General features: G+C 71.2%; 15 protein-coding genes. 12 read left to right on the top strand and 3 right to left on the bottom strand.

The window, feature by feature from the left end:
- Positions 1-11 precede the first annotated feature (11 nt).
- The gene (locus EJF31_RS05975; protein WP_373994691.1) at positions 12-686 is read right to left on the bottom strand and encodes an MBL fold metallo-hydrolase; all 675 of its coding nucleotides are present in this window, start codon (positions 684-686) and stop codon (positions 12-14) included.
- The gene (locus tag EJF31_RS05970) at positions 680-1,381 is read right to left on the bottom strand and encodes a maleylpyruvate isomerase family mycothiol-dependent enzyme (protein WP_125036204.1); all 702 of its coding nucleotides are present in this window, start codon (positions 1,379-1,381) and stop codon (positions 680-682) included. Before EJF31_RS05970 ends, EJF31_RS05975 begins: the two co-directional genes overlap by 7 nt.
- A gap of 173 nt (positions 1,382-1,554) precedes the next feature.
- Between EJF31_RS05970 and uvrA the strand changes: the two genes are divergently transcribed.
- Positions 1,555-4,581: an excinuclease ABC subunit UvrA gene (uvrA, locus tag EJF31_RS05965; RefSeq protein WP_125036203.1), complete on the top strand. Its 3,027-nt coding sequence runs from the start codon at positions 1,555-1,557 to the stop codon at positions 4,579-4,581.
- A gap of 14 nt (positions 4,582-4,595) precedes the next feature.
- Positions 4,596-5,012 carry a Rieske (2Fe-2S) protein gene (locus EJF31_RS05960; RefSeq protein ID WP_125036202.1) on the top strand — a complete coding sequence of 139 codons (417 nt, stop codon included), beginning with the start codon at positions 4,596-4,598 and terminating at the stop codon, positions 5,010-5,012.
- Here EJF31_RS05960 and EJF31_RS05955 read toward each other — a convergent pair.
- Positions 5,005-6,300: a pyridine nucleotide-disulfide oxidoreductase gene (locus tag EJF31_RS05955; RefSeq protein ID WP_125036201.1), complete on the bottom strand. Its 1,296-nt coding sequence runs from the start codon at positions 6,298-6,300 to the stop codon at positions 5,005-5,007. The two genes, EJF31_RS05960 and EJF31_RS05955, sit on opposite strands and share 8 nt — an antisense overlap.
- Before the next feature lie 135 nt (positions 6,301-6,435).
- On the opposite strand from EJF31_RS05955, the gene uvrC reads away from it, so the two are divergent.
- The 10 genes from uvrC to EJF31_RS05905 all read left to right on the top strand — a co-directional run bounded on the left by uvrC (position 6,436) and on the right by EJF31_RS05905 (position 16,217).
- Positions 6,436-8,403 carry an excinuclease ABC subunit UvrC gene (gene uvrC / locus EJF31_RS05950; RefSeq protein ID WP_260430657.1) on the top strand — a complete coding sequence of 656 codons (1,968 nt, stop codon included), beginning with the start codon at positions 6,436-6,438 and terminating at the stop codon, positions 8,401-8,403.
- Positions 8,403-9,275: an RNase adapter RapZ gene (rapZ, locus tag EJF31_RS05945; protein WP_125036199.1), complete on the top strand. Its 873-nt coding sequence runs from the start codon at positions 8,403-8,405 to the stop codon at positions 9,273-9,275. The genes uvrC and rapZ overlap by 1 nt, the downstream gene beginning before the upstream one ends.
- On the top strand, positions 9,275-10,243 hold the full coding sequence (yvcK, locus tag EJF31_RS05940; RefSeq protein WP_125036198.1) for a uridine diphosphate-N-acetylglucosamine-binding protein YvcK: 969 nt from the start codon (positions 9,275-9,277) through the stop codon (positions 10,241-10,243). The genes rapZ and yvcK overlap by 1 nt, the downstream gene beginning before the upstream one ends.
- Positions 10,244-10,282: 39 nt before the next feature.
- Positions 10,283-11,269, top strand: coding sequence for a DNA-binding protein WhiA (gene whiA / locus EJF31_RS05935; RefSeq protein WP_125036197.1), 987 nt, complete (start codon positions 10,283-10,285; stop codon positions 11,267-11,269).
- A gap of 160 nt (positions 11,270-11,429) precedes the next feature.
- The gene (gap, locus tag EJF31_RS05930; protein WP_125036196.1) at positions 11,430-12,425 is read left to right on the top strand and encodes a type I glyceraldehyde-3-phosphate dehydrogenase; all 996 of its coding nucleotides are present in this window, start codon (positions 11,430-11,432) and stop codon (positions 12,423-12,425) included.
- Between the two features lie 3 nt (positions 12,426-12,428).
- Positions 12,429-13,628: a phosphoglycerate kinase gene (gene pgk, locus EJF31_RS05925; protein WP_125036195.1), complete on the top strand. Its 1,200-nt coding sequence runs from the start codon at positions 12,429-12,431 to the stop codon at positions 13,626-13,628.
- A 6-nt stretch (positions 13,629-13,634) separates the two neighbouring features.
- The gene (gene tpiA / locus EJF31_RS05920) at positions 13,635-14,426 is read left to right on the top strand and encodes a triose-phosphate isomerase (protein WP_125036194.1); all 792 of its coding nucleotides are present in this window, start codon (positions 13,635-13,637) and stop codon (positions 14,424-14,426) included.
- A 30-nt stretch (positions 14,427-14,456) separates the two neighbouring features.
- The gene (gene secG, locus EJF31_RS05915) at positions 14,457-14,693 is read left to right on the top strand and encodes a preprotein translocase subunit SecG (protein ID WP_125036193.1); all 237 of its coding nucleotides are present in this window, start codon (positions 14,457-14,459) and stop codon (positions 14,691-14,693) included.
- Positions 14,694-14,706: 13 nt separating this feature from the next.
- On the top strand, positions 14,707-15,069 hold the full coding sequence (locus EJF31_RS05910) for an RNA polymerase-binding protein RbpA (protein ID WP_125036192.1): 363 nt from the start codon (positions 14,707-14,709) through the stop codon (positions 15,067-15,069).
- 149 nt (positions 15,070-15,218) lie between these two features.
- Positions 15,219-16,217: a hypothetical protein gene (locus tag EJF31_RS05905; RefSeq protein ID WP_125036191.1), complete on the top strand. Its 999-nt coding sequence runs from the start codon at positions 15,219-15,221 to the stop codon at positions 16,215-16,217.
- The last annotated feature ends 68 nt before the right edge of the window (positions 16,218-16,285 follow it).

The raw sequence follows: 16,285 nt of genomic DNA, 5'->3' as shown, positions 1-16,285 counted from the left end.
GACCCCGGGCCTCACCAGCCGCGGGCCCGCCACTCCGCGAGGTGCGGACGCTCCGCGCCCAGCGTCGAGTCGCCACCGTGGCCGGGGTAGAACCACGTCTCGTCGGGGAGCCGCTGGAAGACCTTCGTCTCCACCTCGTCGATCAGCTGGATGAACGCCGCCTCGTCGCCGAACGTGTTGCCGACGCCGCCGGGGAACAGCGAGTCCCCGGTGAACAGGTGCGGGTGGCCCTCGGGGTCGTCGTAGAGGAGCGCGATCGAGCCCGGCGTGTGACCGGCGATGGTGATCACCTCGAGGGAGACCTCGCCGACGCGGACGACGTCGCCCTGGCGCACCGGCCGGGTGACCTCGACGCCGGTCTGCTCGGTGATGGCGTCGGCGTCGGGGAACCCGGCCGCGACCTCGGCGCCGGTCGCGTCGACGACGGCCTTCAGGGCGCGGTGGTGGTCCCAGTGCTGGTGGGTGGTGACGACGGTGGTCAGGCCGGCCTCGCCGATGAGGGGGAGCAGGGTGTCGGGCTCGGCGGCGGCGTCGACCAGCACCTGCGCCCCGCTCGTCCGGCACCGCAGGAGGTAGCAGTTGTTGGACATCTTCTCGTCGACGGCGACCTTGGTGATGCGCAGGCCGCCGGCGTCTCGGACGTCGGGGGCGCCCCCGGGCGTCACGTCGCCGGTGTAGGTCACCACGAGGCCACCTCCGGCAGGTCGCCGCTGTCGCTGGTCAGGCCCTCGCCGTGGCCACGCCCCGTGAGCCACCAGGCCAGGTCGTGGGACAGGCCGGTGACGGTCGGGCCGCCCGTGCCGTAGTCCCAGGTGCGGTCGAGGTCGGTGGCGTGGGCGCGGAAGGAGCCGGGCCCGCGGGCGGTCGCGTTGTCGAGCACGATGGCCGCGAACTCGGGTGTCCAGTCCCCCTGCGTCGGCCCGGCAGCCATGTCGACGTGGTGGATCTCGACCTCGCCCAGGCGCATGCCGGGCACGGCCGTGGCCGGGAACGAGCGGCCGCCCGGCACCCGCTCGACGGTGCTGTCCCAGCGCTCGTCGGGGATCGAGCTGGCCGCGTCGGCGAAGTCGGTGGTGGAGGCGAGGAACCGGGTGCGCAGGGTCTCGGGATCGCTGGCGGCGAGCTCGTCGATGTCGGCGTCCCGGGCCTCCTGGGAGGCATACATCGGCACAGGCTCGCCGGCGACGATGCCGCGGAGAGCGCCGGCCAGCCCCTCGGCGTTCAGGGTGAGGTGGGCGAGGACGTGGGCACGGGTCCAGCCGGGCAGCAGGCTCGGCCCGGTCCAGGCCTCGTCGGGAAGGGCGTCGACGGAGCGCACCAGGCGCTGGGTCGCGTCCTGGAGCAGGTCGGCTGCGGCGCTGGTGCGGGTGAGATCGGGCATGCGACATTCCTACCCGAGCGGTCCGACGGCGACCAGTCCGGCGCGATGGGTGGACTGTCGGTGGGCCGTGAGATCGTGGTCGCGTTTCGCCCATCACCCGCGTGGCGGCTTGCCCCGCTCCGTAGGATGAGCGAACACTTGTTCGAACAGACTTCTCTCTTCGAGGATTGCCAGTGCAGGATCAGCTGATCATCCGTGGGGCGCGCGAGCACAACCTCAAGGACGTCTCGATCGACCTCCCTCGCGACTCGCTCATCGTCTTCACCGGCCTCTCCGGGTCGGGCAAGTCCTCGCTGGCGTTCGACACGATCTTCGCCGAGGGCCAGCGCCGCTACGTCGAGTCGCTCTCGGCGTACGCCCGCCAGTTCCTGGGGCAGATGGACAAGCCGGACGTCGACTTCATCGAGGGCCTCTCGCCCGCGGTCTCGATCGACCAGAAGTCCACCAGCAAGAACCCCCGCTCGACCGTCGGCACGATCACCGAGGTCTACGACTACCTCCGGCTGCTCTACGCCCGCGCCGGCCGCCCGCACTGCCCGACGTGCGGCTCGCCGATCGAGCGGCAGACGCCCCAGCAGATCGTCGACAAGATCCTCTCCCTCGAGGACGGTCGCCGCTTCCAGGTGCTGGCGCCGGTCATCCGCGGCCGCAAGGGCGAGTACGTCGAGCTCTTCCGCCAGCTCCAGCAGCAGGGCTTCTCCCGGGCGCGGGTCAACGGCGAGACCCACACGCTCGACGACCCGCCCAAGCTCGACAAGCAGAAGAAGCACACCATCGAGGTCGTGGTCGACCGGCTGGCGGTCAAGGACTCCTCCAAGCGACGCCTGACCGACTCCGTCGAGACCGCGCTCACCCTGGCCGGCGGCCTGGTGCTCTTCGACTTCGTCGACCTGGGTCCCAAGGACCCGGGCCGCGAGCTGCGCTTCTCCGAGAAGATGGCCTGCCCCAACGAGCACGCCATCGACACCGACGAGCTCGAGCCCCGCTCGTTCTCGTTCAACTCCCCGTTCGGGGCCTGCCCGGTCTGCCACGGGCTCGGCACCCGCATGGAGGTCGACCCCGAGCTGGTCGTCCCCGACGTCACCGCGACCCTCGGCGAGGGCGCCATCCAGCCGTGGAGCCAGGCCCACGTCGCCGACTACTTCCTGCGGCTGATGGGGGCGCTGGGCGACGAGCTCGGCTTCGACCTCAACACGCCCTGGCAGGACATCTCGCCGCTCGGCCAGAAGTCGCTGCTCAACGGCCACGCCACCAAGGTCCACGTCGTCACCCGCAACCGTTACGGCCGCGAGCGCGCCTACTACGCCGAGTTCGAGGGCGTCCGCAGCTACATCGAGCGTCGCCACCGCGAGGCCGAGTCCGACACGAGCCGCGAGCGGTTCGAGGGCTTCATGCGCGAGGTGCCGTGCCCGGCGTGCGACGGCAGCCGCCTCAAGCCGGTCTCGATGGCCGTGACGCTCGGTGCCCGGGAGTCCGGCGGCAAGAACATCGCCGAGGTCTGCGCCCTGCCGATCAACGAGACCGCCGAGTTCCTGCGCACCCTCGACCTCAGCGCGCGTGAGCGCCAGATCGGCGAGCGGGTGCTCAAGGAGATCCAGGAGCGGCTCAACTTCCTGCTCGACGTCGGCCTCGACTACCTCTCGCTCGACCGGCCCTCGGGCTCGCTGAGCGGCGGTGAGGCGCAGCGGATCCGGCTCGCGACCCAGATCGGCGCCGGCCTCGTCGGCGTGCTCTACGTCCTCGACGAGCCCTCGATCGGCCTGCACCAGCGCGACAACCACCGCCTGATCGAGACGCTGCTCCGGCTCAAGGACCTCGGCAACACCCTGATCGTCGTCGAGCACGACGAGGACACGATCCGGGTCGCCGACTGGATCGTCGACATCGGCCCCGGTGCCGGCGAGCACGGTGGCCAGGTCGTCCACAGCGGCAGCGTCGCCGACCTGCTCAAGCACCCCGACTCGATGACCGGGCAATACCTGTCGGGTCGGCGCGAGATCCCCGTCCCCGCCGTGCGCCGCCCGCGCACCAAGGGCCGCGAGCTCACCGTCCACGGCGCCCGCGAGCACAACCTCCAGAACGTCGACGTGAGCTTCCCGCTGGGCCTCTTCGTCGCCGTGACGGGCGTCTCCGGGTCGGGCAAGTCGACCCTGGTCAACGACATCCTCTACACCTCGCTGGCCAAGCAGATCTACAACGCCCGCGCGGTCCCCGGCCGGCACCAGAAGATCACCGGCCTCGAGCACGTCGACAAGGTCATCCACGTCGACCAGTCGCCGATCGGCCGCACCCCGCGGTCCAACCCCGCGACCTACACCGGCGTCTTCGACCACATCCGCAAGCTCTTCGCCTCGACCCCCGAGGCCAAGATGCGCGGCTACCTCCAGGGCCGGTTCTCCTTCAACGTCAAGGGCGGTCGCTGCGAGGCGTGCGCCGGCGACGGCACGATCAAGATCGAGATGAACTTCCTGCCGGACGTCTATGTCCCCTGCGAGGTCTGCCACGGCGCGCGCTACAACCGCGAGACGCTCGAGGTGCACTACAAGGGCAAGACGATCGCCGAGGTCCTCGACATGCCCATCGAGGAGGCTGCTGACTTCTTCGCCGCGGTCCCCGCGATCGCCCGTCACATGAAGACGCTGTGCGAGGTCGGCCTGGGCTACGTCCGCCTGGGCCAGCCGGCCACCACGCTGTCCGGCGGCGAGGCGCAGCGCGTCAAGCTGTCCTCGGAACTGCAGAAGCGCTCCACCGGCCGCACCGTCTACGTCCTGGACGAGCCGACGACCGGCCTGCACTTCGAGGACATCCGCAAGCTGCTGCTGGTGCTCGGCCGCCTGGTCGACGCCGGCAACACCGTGCTGGTGATCGAGCACAACCTCGACGTCATCAAGACCGCCGACTGGCTGGTCGACATGGGTCCCGAGGGTGGGTCGCGCGGCGGTCTGGTCGTCGCCGAGGGCACGCCCGAGGCGGTCGCGGCCGTCGAGGCCAGCCACACCGGCACGTTCCTGGCGCCGCTGCTCGACGGCAAGCACGCCAAGCAGCCGGCCCGGATGCTGAGCGCGAAGACCGAGCCCGTCCCGGCCAAGCGCGCGGCCGCCAAGAAGACGACGGCCAAGAAGACGACGGCCAAGAAGACGACGGCCAAGAAGGCGGTGGCGAAGAAGGCGGTGGCGAAGAAGTCGGCTTCGAAGCGGTAGGTAGGGTCGCGGTCGTGACCACGGAACCCGGAATCTCCCGCCGCCACGCCCTCGCCGGGGCTGCCACCGTCGGTGTCGGCCTGCCGCTCCTCGCCGCGTGCGGCGGGGGATCGGACGCCACGACGGGCGCGTCGGCGTCGCCCGACGCCGGACCGCTGGGCGCCACGGCCGACATCCCCGTCGGCGGCGGCACGGTCTTCGCGGACCAGAAGGTCGTCGTCACCCAGCCCACCGCGGGCGAGTTCAAGGGCTTCTCGGCCACCTGCACCCACCAGGGCTGCGTCGTCGCCAACGTGACCGAGACGATCAACTGCCCGTGCCACGGCAGCAAGTTCTCCATCGAGGACGGCTCGGTGCAGGCCGGCCCGGCCACCCGGGCGCTGCCGGAGGTCACCGTCACGGTCGACGGCGACCAGATCAGCATCAGCTGACGCCGGCGGGCACTCTCGGCAGCTCGCGGCGCCACGACTCGTCGCGCGGGGACCGGCGGCGGTCCAGGCGCGCGTCCAGGACGACGCGCGCCTCGTCCCAGCGCCCGGCGCGGATGAGCGCGGCGATCCGGGCCTCCTCGACGATCTCGCGCTGCGCGTCCGAGCCACCGAGCCGACGGGTCGGCCCGGCCAGCGCGGCGAGCTCGTCGGCGGCCCTCGAACATCGACCGGAGGCCATCGCGCCCAGCGCGCGGGCCAGCGGAGCCACGACCTCGCGCTGGGTCGGGTGTGCGTGGGCGGCCGCCCACGTGGCCAGGCGGCCGAGGCCGCCCGTGTCGCCGAGGGCCAGCAGCGTCACGGCCGCGTGGAGGGCCAGGAACGGTGTCGACGGGGTCTCGAGGACTCCGCGCCCCGCCACGGACGCGACCGCCGCGATGTCCGGCACGTCGTCGGCGCCCGGCGTCAGCGCCCACCGGAACAGCAGCGAGCCGCTGTCGACCAGCGCCCGGCAGCCCAGGCCGCGCTCGGGGCGCAGCTGGGACTCGTAGCGCCGGCGTACGGCGTCGAGGTCGCCCAGCGTCAGCTCGTGCAGGGCGGCGTGCCAGGAGAAGTGGCTGAGGCTGTCGATCGAGGCGCCCTCGCCGGTGACCCAGCCGTCCATCCAGGCCAGCCCGGCCTCGTGGTCGCCGGTCTCGTAGTGGGCGTGCGCCCGGGCGTGCGCCGAGTGCCCGGCCCCGGGCTCCTCCGCGAGCGAGCGGCAGGACAGCTCCATCGCCTCGTCGAAGCGGCCCTGCTCCTGGCGCACGAAGGCGAGCAGCCCGGTGAACCACCAGTCGTCGCCGTACGCCGGGATGGCCCGCTCGACGATCGCCCAGGCCTCCTCGGGCACCTCGGTGACGCCGGCGAAGGCGATGGTCGGCACGGCGGTCGACAGCAGGAGGGCGTCGCGCGGGTGCGCCTCGAGGTGCCGCACCAGCGCCGAGGAGTCCCCGCGGACGTGGGCCGCGACCGCGTGCACGTGGCTGCGCTCGCGGGCGGTGCCCCGGCCGGCGTGCAGCTCGGCGTCCCGCAGCCGGGCCCGGACGTCGACCGCCGCGCACAGCTCGTGGCCGAAGAGGGCCAGCGCCGCATGTCCCATCGCGAAGGTCGGGTCGAGGGCGATCGAGGTCGCCACGGCCTCGGCGGCGCCGGTGCGCAGCGCGAGCAGGTCGCGGACCCCGCGGGTGTAGGCGGCGGCCGCCTCGGGCGAGGTGGTGAGCTCGTAGTCGTAGAGATCGCGACAGACCATGTAAATACAGTAAGTCACGCGAGATAAAAAACCGGAGAACCTGCGTCGAGTCGGCGCACCTGCCGGACTGTCCCCACGGGACCGTAGGGTTGCGGTGTGCCTGCTGGTCGACCTTCCCGTTCCTCCCGAGGGCCGTTGTCCTACCGTCCCGAGCCCGGGTCCATCCCGACCCAGCCGGGCGTCTACCGGTTCCGCGACCCGCGCGGTCGCGTGATCTACGTCGGCAAGGCGAAGAACCTCCGCGCCCGGCTCTCGTCGTACTTCCAGGACGTCGGCAACCTCCACCAGCGCACCGCCACGATGGTCACCACCGCGGCCAGCGTCGAGTGGACGACCGTCAACACCGAGGTCGAGGCGCTCCAGCTGGAGTACTCCTGGATCAAGGAGTTCGACCCGCGCTTCAACGTCAAGTACCGCGACGACAAGTCCTACCCGTGGCTCGCGGTCACCGTCGGCGAGGAGTTCCCGCGGGTGATGGTCGGCCGCGGCGCCAAGCGCAAGGGCACCCGCTACTTCGGCCCCTACAGCCACGCCTGGGCCATCCGCGAGACCGTCGACCAGCTGCTGCGCGTCTTCCCGATGCGCTCGTGCAGCAACGGCGTGTTCAAGCGGTCCAGCCAGATCGGCCGGCCGTGCCTGCTCGGCTACATCGACAAGTGCTCGGCGCCGTGCGTCGGCTCGGTGAGCGCCGAGGAGCACCGCGCGATCGTGGACGACTTCTGCGACTTCATGGCCGGCCAGACGACCGGCTTCGTGCGCCGCATCAAGAAGGAGATGTACGCCGCCTCCGAGGCCGAGGACTACGAGAAGGCCGCGCGGCTGCGCGACGACCTCGGGGCCCTCGAGAAGGCCCTGGAGAAGCAGGCCGTGGTGCTCGGTGACGGCACCGACGCCGACGTGATCGCGCTCGCCGAGGACCCGCTCGAGGTCGCGGTCCAGATCTTCTACGTGCGCGGCGGCCGGATCCGCGGCCAGCGCGGGTGGGTCGCCGACCGGGTCGAGGAGGGCGAGACGCCCGAGCTGGTCGAGACCCTGCTCCTCCAGCTCTACGCCGGCGCCGACGACGCGGGTGACACGATCCCGCGCGAGATCCTGGTGCCGGCGATGCCCCCGGACGCCGCGACCTTCGAGGAGCTGCTCAGCGACCTGCGGGGGAGCCGGGTGGCGATCCGGGTCCCCCAGCGGGGCGACAAGAAGACGCTCCAAGAGACCGTGGCGCGCAACGCCGGCCAGGCGCTGGTGCTGCACAAGACCAAGCGGGCCAGCGACCTGACGACCCGCAACCGCGCGCTCGAGGAGATCCAGGCGGCGCTCGAGCTCGACGAGGTGCCCCTGCGCATCGAGTGCTACGACGTCTCCAACCTCCAGGGCACCGAGGTCGTTGCCTCGATGGTGGTCTTCGAGGACGGCCTGCCGCGCAAGTCCGAGTACCGCCGCTTCGTCATCAAGGGCGTCGACGGGCAGAACGACGTCGCGTCCATGCACGAGGTCATCACCCGCCGCTTCCGGCGGCTGCTCGACGAGCAGTCCCGCAGCACCGAGGTGTCCGCCGAGAGCGGGCCGATGCTCGTCGACCCCGAGACCGGGCGACCCCGCAAGTTCGCCTACGCGCCGGGCCTGGTGGTCGTCGACGGCGGTCCGCCGCAGGTCGCGGCGGCGCAGCGTGCCCTCGACGAGCTCGGCATCGACGACATCCCGGTCTGCGGCCTGGCCAAGCGCCTCGAGGAGGTCTGGTTGCCCGCGGAGGAGGACCCCGTGATCCTCGCGAGGTCCAGCGAGGGCCTCTACCTCCTCCAGCGGATCCGCGACGAGGCCCACCGCTTCGCCATCACCCACCACCGCAACCGGCGCTCCAAGTCGATGGTCGAGAGCCTGCTCGACGACGTGCCGGGCCTGGGCGAGGTGCGGCGCAAGACCCTGCTCAAGCACTTCGGGTCGCTCAAGAAGCTGCGGCTTGCCACGGTCGAGGAGATCGCCCTGGTGCCTGGCATCGGCGAGCGCACGGCGACGGCGATCAAGGATGCGGTCGCGGCGGCGAGCAGCAAGACTGGGCCCACGATCACCAGCATCAACACCGCGACCGGTGAGATCGAGGAGTCCTGATGACGTTGGAAGACCACCGCGGCGAGCTCGTGGTCGTCACCGGCATGACCGGCGCCGGCCGCAGCACGGCCGCGAAGGAGCTCGAGGACCTCGGCTTCTACGTCGTCGACAACATGCCGCCCAGCCTGCTGCGTGACGTCGTGCGGCTCGTCGACGAGAGCAAGGGCCCCGAGCAGCCCATCGCCGTCGTGGTCGACGTGCGCAGCGGCTCGTTCTTCCAGTCCCTGCAGGCCAACCTCGCGCAAGGGGCCACCGGCCGTCGTACGACCCTGGTGTTCCTGGAGGCCTCCGACGACGTCCTCGTACGCCGCCAGGAGGCCGTGCGGCGCCCACACCCCCTCCAGGCGGGCGGCCGCCTGCTCGACGGCCTCCAGCGCGAGCGCACCGTGCTCGCGGAGCTGCGCAGCGACGCCGACCTGGTCATCGACACCTCGACGCTCAACGTGCACCAGCTCACCGACCGGATCGCGGAGGCCTTCGGTGCGCCGGAGGCGATCCAGCTCCAGGTCACCGTGACGAGCTTCGGCTTCAAGTACGGCATCCCCGTCGACGCCGACTTCGTCGCCGACATGCGCTTCCTGCCCAACCCCTTCTGGATCCCCGAGCTGCGTGCGGGCACCGGCCGGGACCGCGAGGTCGCCGACTACGTCAAGAGCCGGCCCGGGGCCGCGGAGTTCCTCGACGCCTACGTGCCGCTCCTGGCCGGTGTGGCCGAGGGCTACCTCCGCGAGGGCAAGCGCTTCATGACCGTGGCCGTCGGCTGCACCGGCGGCAAGCACCGCAGCGTCGCGATGACCGAGGAGATCGCCCGGCGCCTCAAGGACCTCGGCTACACGACCCGGGCCGCCCACCGCGACCTCGGCCGGGAGTGATGACCCACCGCGCCCAGTCGGCCGTGGCCCTCGGGGGTGGCCACGGCCTGCACGCGTCCCTGCAGGCCCTGCGCCGCCTCGTCGACGAGCTCGTCGTCGACGACCTGACCGCGATCGTCACCGTCGCCGACAACGGCGGCTCGTCGGGGCGGCTGCGCGGGGAGTTCGGGGTGCTCCCGCCGGGCGACCTCCGGATGGCGCTGGCCGCCCTGTGCGGCGATGACGACTGGGGCGCGACCTGGGCGGAGGTGCTCCAGCACCGCTTCGCCGGCGACGGCGAGATGCGCGGCCACGTGATCGGCAACCTGCTGATCGTCGGGCTCTGGGAGCGGCTGGGCGACCACGTCAAGGCCCTCGACTGGGTCGGCAAGCTGCTCGGTGCCACCGGACGCGTGCTGCCGATGGCGCTGACGCCCCTCGACATCACCGCGCAGGTGCGCGGTCTGGACCGCTCCGACCCCGACGCCCTGACCACGGTGCGCGGCCAGGTCGAGGTCGCGACCACGGAGGGCGTGATCGACTCGGTGCAGCTCGACCCGGCCGACCCGCTGGCCTGCCCCGAGGCCGTGGCCGCGATCCGCGACGCCGACTGGGTCGTGATCGGGCCGGGTTCGTGGTTCACCTCGGTCATCCCGCACCTGCTCGTCCCCGAGCTGCGCCGGGCACTCGCCGAGACCGATGCCCGCGTGATCGTGGTGCTCAACCTCGACGAGCAGGCGGGGGAGACCGGTGGCTTCGGTCCCGACGACCACCTCGCGGTGCTCTCCGAGCACGCACCCGACCTCAAGGTGCACGCCGTGCTGGCCGACCGGGGGCGCGTCGGCGAGGGCCTGGCGGACCTCGAGCACGTCGTCCACGCCCATGGCGCACGCCTGTTCGTCGACGACGTGGCGGCCGACGACGGGTCTCCGCGGCATGACCCTGCGAAGCTCGCGGCGGCCTATGCGAGGATCGTCGAGCACTCCTGACTCGGCAGGGTGATTGACCAGCATGACAGGATCGGCAGCATGGCGATGACGGCACAGGTGAAGGCTGAACTCTCCTCCACCCAGATCACGAAGACCTGTTGTCGCAAGGCGGAAGTCGCCTCGCTGCTCCGCTTTGCCGGCGGTCTGCACATCGTCAGCGGACGCATCGTGGTGGAGGCGGAGCTCGACACCGGCGCGGCCGCCCGACGGGTCCGCAAGGACATCGCCGAGGTCTACGGCCACCAGTCCGACGTGGTCATGGTCCAGGGCAACGGCATCCGCAAGGGCAGCCGCTACATCGTCCGGATCGTCAAGGACGGCGAGGCCCTCGCCCGCCAGACCGGACTCCTCGACCAGCGAGGGCGACCCGTGCGCGGCCTGCCGCCGGCGGTCGTGTCCGGCGGTGGCTGCGACGCCGTCGCCGCGTGGCGCGGCGCCTTCCTGGCCCACGGCTCGCTCACCGAGCCCGGCCGGTCCTCGGCCCTCGAGGTGACCTGCCCCGGCCCCGAGGCCGCGCTCGCGCTCGTCGGCGTCGCCCGCCGCCTCGGCATCCAGGCCAAGGCCCGGGAGGTGCGTGGCGTCGACCGCGTCGTGATCCGCGACGGCGACGCCATCGGCCAGCTGCTCACCCGGCTGGGCGCCCACGAGTCGCTGATGGCCTGGGAGGAGCGCCGGATGCGCCGCGAGGTGCGCGCGACGGCCAACAGGCTCGCCAACTTCGACGACGCCAACCTGCGCCGCTCGGCGCGTGCGGCCGTCGCCGCCGGCGCCCGCGTGGAGCGGGCGCTGGAGATCCTCGGCGAGGAGATCCCCGACCACCTCAAGCTCGCCGGCTCGCTGCGCCTGGAGCACAAGCAGGCCTCGCTGGAGGAGCTCGGCCAGCTGCACGAGCCCGTGCTGACCAAGGACGCCATCGCCGGCCGCATCCGTCGCCTGCTGGCGATGGCCGACAAGCGCGCCGAGGAGCTCGGCATCCCCGACACCGAGGCGTCGCTGACCCCGGAGATGCTCGCCGACGAGGCCTGAGCAGGGCGCCGGCAGGGCGTGATCACGGTTACTTGCACGTACGCCGGGACGCCGGTGTCAGCGACCGAGACCGGGCGATAGGGTCGATGGCGCTGGTCACCGAAGGCCAGTGTTCGTCCACGGGGTCACCAAAGGCCCCACACCTAGGAGGCATGGACCCATGACCGTCCGCGTAGGCATCAACGGCTTCGGCCGCATCGGCCGCAACTTCTTCCGGGCCGTTCGGGCCTCCGGTCTCGACATCGAGATCGTCGGCGTCAACGACCTGACCGACAACGCCGTCCTGGCGCACCTGCTCAAGTACGACACGATCCTCGGGCGTCTCGACGCCGACGTGACCTCGACCGACGACGCGATCGTCGTCGGCGGCACGGAGATCAAGGCGTTCGCCGAGCGCAACCCGGCCGACCTCAAGTGGGGTGAGCTCGGTGTCGACGTCGTCGTGGAGTCCACCGGCTTCTTCACCGACGCCACCAAGGCGCGTGCGCACGTCGACGCCGGTGCCAAGAAGGTCATCATCTCGGCCCCCGCGTCCAACGAGGACATCACGGTGGTCATGGGTGTGAACCACACCGACTACGACCCGGCGAAGCACACCGTCATCTCCAACGCCTCGTGCACCACCAACTGCCTGGCGCCGATGGCCAAGGCCCTCCACGACGACCTCGGCATCGTCAAGGGCCTGATGACGACCATCCACGCCTACACGGCGGACCAGAACCTCCAGGACAACATCCACAAGGACCTGCGTCGCGCCCGCGCCGCGGCCCTCAACGTGGTGCCGACCTCGACCGGTGCGGCCAAGGCCATCGGCCTGGTCATGCCCGAGCTCAAGGGCAAGCTCGACGGCTACGCCCTGCGCGTCCCGGTCCCGACCGGCTCGGCCACCGACCTCACGTTCGAGGCCGGCCGTGAGACCACCGTCGAGGAGGTCAACGCGATCGTGCAGAAGGCTGCCGACGGCCGCTTCCTGCGCTACTCGACCGACCCGATCGTCTCCTCCGACATCGTGACCGACCCGGCGTCCTGCATCTTCGACGCACCGCTGACCAAGGTCATCGGCAACCAGGTCAAGGTCGTCGGCTGGTACGACAACGAGTGGGGCTACTCCAACCGCCTCGCGGACCTGATCGCCTACATCGGCGAGACGCTCTGACGCATGGCTGACTACGGCAACCTCGGTGACGTCGCCGGCAAGCGGGTCCTGGTCCGCTCGGACCTGAACGTCCCGCTCGACGGCACCACCATCACCGACGACGGCCGGATCCGCGCCAGCGTCCCCACCATCCGCTCCCTGGCCGAGGCCGGGGCGCGGGTGGTGGTGACCGCGCACCTCGGTCGCCCCAAGGGCGCCCCCGAGGAGCGCTACTCGCTCCGTCCGGTCGCGGCCCGCCTCGGCGAGCTCCTCGGCACGGACGTCGCGTTCGCCACCGACACGGTGGGGGAGAGCGCCCGCAGCACGGTCGACGGCCTCACCGACGGCCAGGTGGCGGTGCTCGAGAACGTCCGCTTCAACCCGGGCGAGACCAGCAAGGACGACGCGGAGCGCGGCGCCTTCGCCGACGAGCTCGCGTCGCTGGCGGACGCGTTCGTCTCCGACGGCTTCGGGGTGGTGCACCGCAAGCAGGCGTCGGTCTACGACGTGGCGCAGCGGCTCCCGCACGCGATGGGGGCGCTCGTCGCCACCGAGATCGACGTACTCCGTCGGTTGACGGTGGACCCTGCGCGCCCGTACGTCGTGGTCCTCGGCGGCTCGAAGGTCTCCGACAAGCTCGGCGTCATCGACAACCTGCTCGGCAAGGCCGACAAGCTGCTGATCGGCGGCGGCATGGTCTTCACGTTCCTCAAGGCCCAGGGCCACGAGGTCGGCAAGAGCCTGCTCGAGGACGACCAGCTCGACGTCTGCCGGGCCTACCTGCAGCGCGCCGAGGAGTCGGGCGTCGAGATCCTGCTGCCGACCGACATCGTGGTCGACACGGCCTTCCCGTCGGGCGACCGCACTCCCGAGCCCCGCGTGGTCCCGGCGACGGAGATCCCCTCCGACGCCCTGGGCCTTGACATCGGCCCTGACTCGGGCGCGGCCTTCGCGGCCGCCCTCGCCGACGCCGAGACGGTGTTCTGGAACGGCCCGATGGGCGTCTTCGAGGTCGCCGCCTTCGCCGAGGGCACGCGTGCCGTCGCCGAGGCGCTGACCAAGGTCCCCGGCCTCTCCGTGGTCGGCGGTGGCGACTCCGCCGCGGCCGTCCGCACGCTCGGCTTCGACGAGTCGGCCTTCGGCCACATCTCCACCGGTGGTGGCGCCTCCCTCGAGTACCTCGAGGGCAAGGAGCTGCCCGGCATCCAGGTCCTGGAGGACTGAACACACATGGCCAAGCGCACCCCGCTCATGGCGGGCAACTGGAAGATGAACCTCAACCACCAGGAAGCGGTGGTGCTGGTCCAGAAGCTCGCGTGGACGCTCAACGACAAGAAGCACGACTACGCCCGCGTCGAGGTCGTCGTCTGCCCGCCCTTCACCGACCTGCGGTCGGTGCAGACGCTCGTCGACGGTGACCGCCTGCAGGTGAAGTACGCCGCCCAGGACGTCTCCACGCAGGACTCCGGCGCCTACACCGGCGAGATCTCGGCGGCGATGCTGGCCAAGCTCGGCTGCTCCTACGTCGTGGTCGGGCACTCCGAGCGTCGCGAGTACCACTCCGAGAGCGACCAGGTCGTCAACGCCAAGGCCCACAAGGCGCTCGCGGCCGGGATGACGCCGATCGTGTGCGTCGGCGAGGGCCTGGAGGTCCGCAAGGCCGGCGAGCACGTCCCCTACACGCTGGCGCAGGTCGACGGCTCGCTCGCGGGGTTCACCGCCGAGCAGGTCGCCGGCCTCGTCGTGGCCTACGAGCCCGTCTGGGCGATCGGGACCGGCGAGGTCGCGACCCCTGACGACGCGCAGGAGGTGTGCGCGGCGATCCGGGCCCGTATCGCCGAGACCCACGGTGCGGACGCGGCGGGCGCCGTACGCGTTCTCTACGGCGGTTCGGTCAAGGCTGCGAACGTCGCGGGCATCATGGAGAAGGACGACGTCGACGGCTGTCTCGTGGGAGGTGCGAGCCTCCAGGCAGACGAGTTCGGGGGGATCTGCCGCTTCCACGAGATGCCTGTCCTGTAACGCTGCAGGCGTGACGTAGGCTTTACCACCGTGACTCTCTTCTTCACGATCATCCTCGTTGCAGCGAGCGTGCTGATGGTCCTTCTGGTCCTGCTCCACAAGGGTCGCGGTGGCGGCCTCTCGGACATGTTCGGCGGTGGCGTGTCGAGCTCCCTCGGGGGCTCGTCCGTGGCTGAGCGCAACCTCGACCGCCTCACGGTCGGGATCGGCGTGATCTGGTTTGCCACCGTGATCGCTCTCGGCCTGCTCCTGGCCTACCAGAACTGAGGAAGGAACACCCGTGGCTGGTGGTGGAGGAAACGCTATTCGCGGTAGCCGGGTGGGGGCCGGCCCGATGGGTGAGGCGGAGCGTGGCGAAGCAGCCCCGCGCCAGGCCGTCACCTACTTCTGCTCGCACGAGCACCGTTCGGTCGTGACCTTCTCGGTCGAGGCCCAGGTGCCGGACTCGTGGGACTGCCCCAAGTGCGGTCTCCCGGCCGGCCGGGACGCCGAGAACGCGCCTCCGGCTCCGAAGATCGAGCCCTACAAGACGCATCTCGCCTACGTGAAGGAGCGTCGCTCCGACAAGGAGGCCGAGGACATCCTCGACGAGGCCCTCGCCCTCCTGCGCTCCCGCCGCAAGTCCGGCGACATCATCTTCTGACGCGACACGGCACTTGGGGGCACTCCCAGCGTGCCGAGGGGGCACTTGGAGGCACTCTCACGGGGGTGAGACGGCCATCCTGGTAAGTCCGGGTCAGTGCCTGTGGATGAGCTCGGCGACGGATCGCCGTCGAGATGCATCCTCGAGCCATGCGACCCCCACCTTCGTGGCTCCCGCCTGACCTGGTTCTCCTCGACGAGCGCTGCCCGCTGCCCCTGGATCGACCGTTCACGGCCGACCAGGCAGCGGGGCTGGGCGTCTCGAGATGGTTCCTCCGGCTGCTCATGGATCGAGCCCTGATCAGGCCGATCCTGCGCGGCACCTACGTCGTCACCCAGGTCCGCGACTGTGTCGATCTGAGGGCGGCGGCCCTTCGCCTGGTCATCCCCGAGTCGGCGATCGTCACCGACCGGACGGCGGCGTGGCTGCTCGGCGCCGACATCCTGCCGCGCTCGGCCGTCCATGCGCCCCCTCCTCTCGACGTCTTCAGCTCGACCTGCTCGAGACTTCGACGCCCGGGTGTCGCGAGCGGCACACGACAGTTCCTCCCGCGCGATCTGACCGTCGTGCACGGAGTGCGCGTCACCACGCCGCTGCGCACCGCCCTGGACCTCGGGCGCCGCCTCTGGCGGTTCGACGCGCTGGCGGCGCTCGACGGGTTCTTGCGGTTGGGCGTCGACCACGGCGAGCTGCTCACCGATGTCGAGCGCTTCCGCGGGGAGCGGGGCGTGGTCCAGCTCCGCTGGCTGGCACCCTTGGCCGACGGCCGGTCGGAGTCCGTCGGTGAATCGGTTCTGCGGCTGCACTGGTACGACGCGGGGCTACCGAAGCCCGAGCTCCAGTGGTGGGTCCACGACGAGACGGGGTCTCCCGTCTTCCGCCTCGATCTCGCACACCCCGAGCTGAGGTACGCCGCCGAGTACAACGGTGAGCGGTTCCACTCGGGCGACGAGGCGCAGGCGAAGGACGCTCAACGCCTGGAGTGGCTCGAGTGTCGGGACAGCTGGCTCCTCGACGTGTTCACGGCGGCCGACGTGTTCGGGCTCCAGGCCACCGCGCCGGACCGGCTGCTTGCGGGACTTCACCGGGCCCGCCAACGGTGCGGGCTGTGGGTGCCTGAGTCGGCGTACCGCGATGCGCAACCGTAGTGCCGTCTCGGTGCGATCAGAGTGCCCCCAACTGCCGCCTCGGCGAGCTGGGAGTGCCCCCCAGTGCC

Origin of the sequence: Nocardioides sp. LS1 (assembly GCF_003865225.1) — a bacterium.
Classification (GTDB): Bacteria; Actinomycetota; Actinomycetes; order Propionibacteriales; family Nocardioidaceae; genus Nocardioides; species Nocardioides ginsengisegetis.
The sequence above is the reverse complement of the archived record's forward strand: the minus strand, read 5'-3'. Positions and strand labels throughout refer to the sequence as shown.

Coding starts and splice junctions, on each gene's coding strand:
- yvcK (WP_125036198.1), top strand. CDS start 9,275: ATGACCCACCGCGCCCAGTCGGCCGTGGCCCTCGGGGGTGGCCACGGC.
- EJF31_RS05905 (WP_125036191.1), top strand. CDS start 15,219: ATGCGACCCCCACCTTCGTGGCTCCCGCCTGACCTGGTTCTCCTCGAC.
- rapZ (WP_125036199.1), top strand. CDS start 8,403: ATGACGTTGGAAGACCACCGCGGCGAGCTCGTGGTCGTCACCGGCATG.
- whiA (WP_125036197.1), top strand. CDS start 10,283: ATGGCGATGACGGCACAGGTGAAGGCTGAACTCTCCTCCACCCAGATC.
- EJF31_RS05955 (WP_125036201.1), bottom strand. CDS start 6,300: ATGGTCTGTCGCGATCTCTACGACTACGAGCTCACCACCTCGCCCGAG.
- EJF31_RS05970 (WP_125036204.1), bottom strand. CDS start 1,381: ATGCCCGATCTCACCCGCACCAGCGCCGCAGCCGACCTGCTCCAGGAC.
- gap (WP_125036196.1), top strand. CDS start 11,430: ATGACCGTCCGCGTAGGCATCAACGGCTTCGGCCGCATCGGCCGCAAC.
- tpiA (WP_125036194.1), top strand. CDS start 13,635: ATGGCCAAGCGCACCCCGCTCATGGCGGGCAACTGGAAGATGAACCTC.
- pgk (WP_125036195.1), top strand. CDS start 12,429: ATGGCTGACTACGGCAACCTCGGTGACGTCGCCGGCAAGCGGGTCCTG.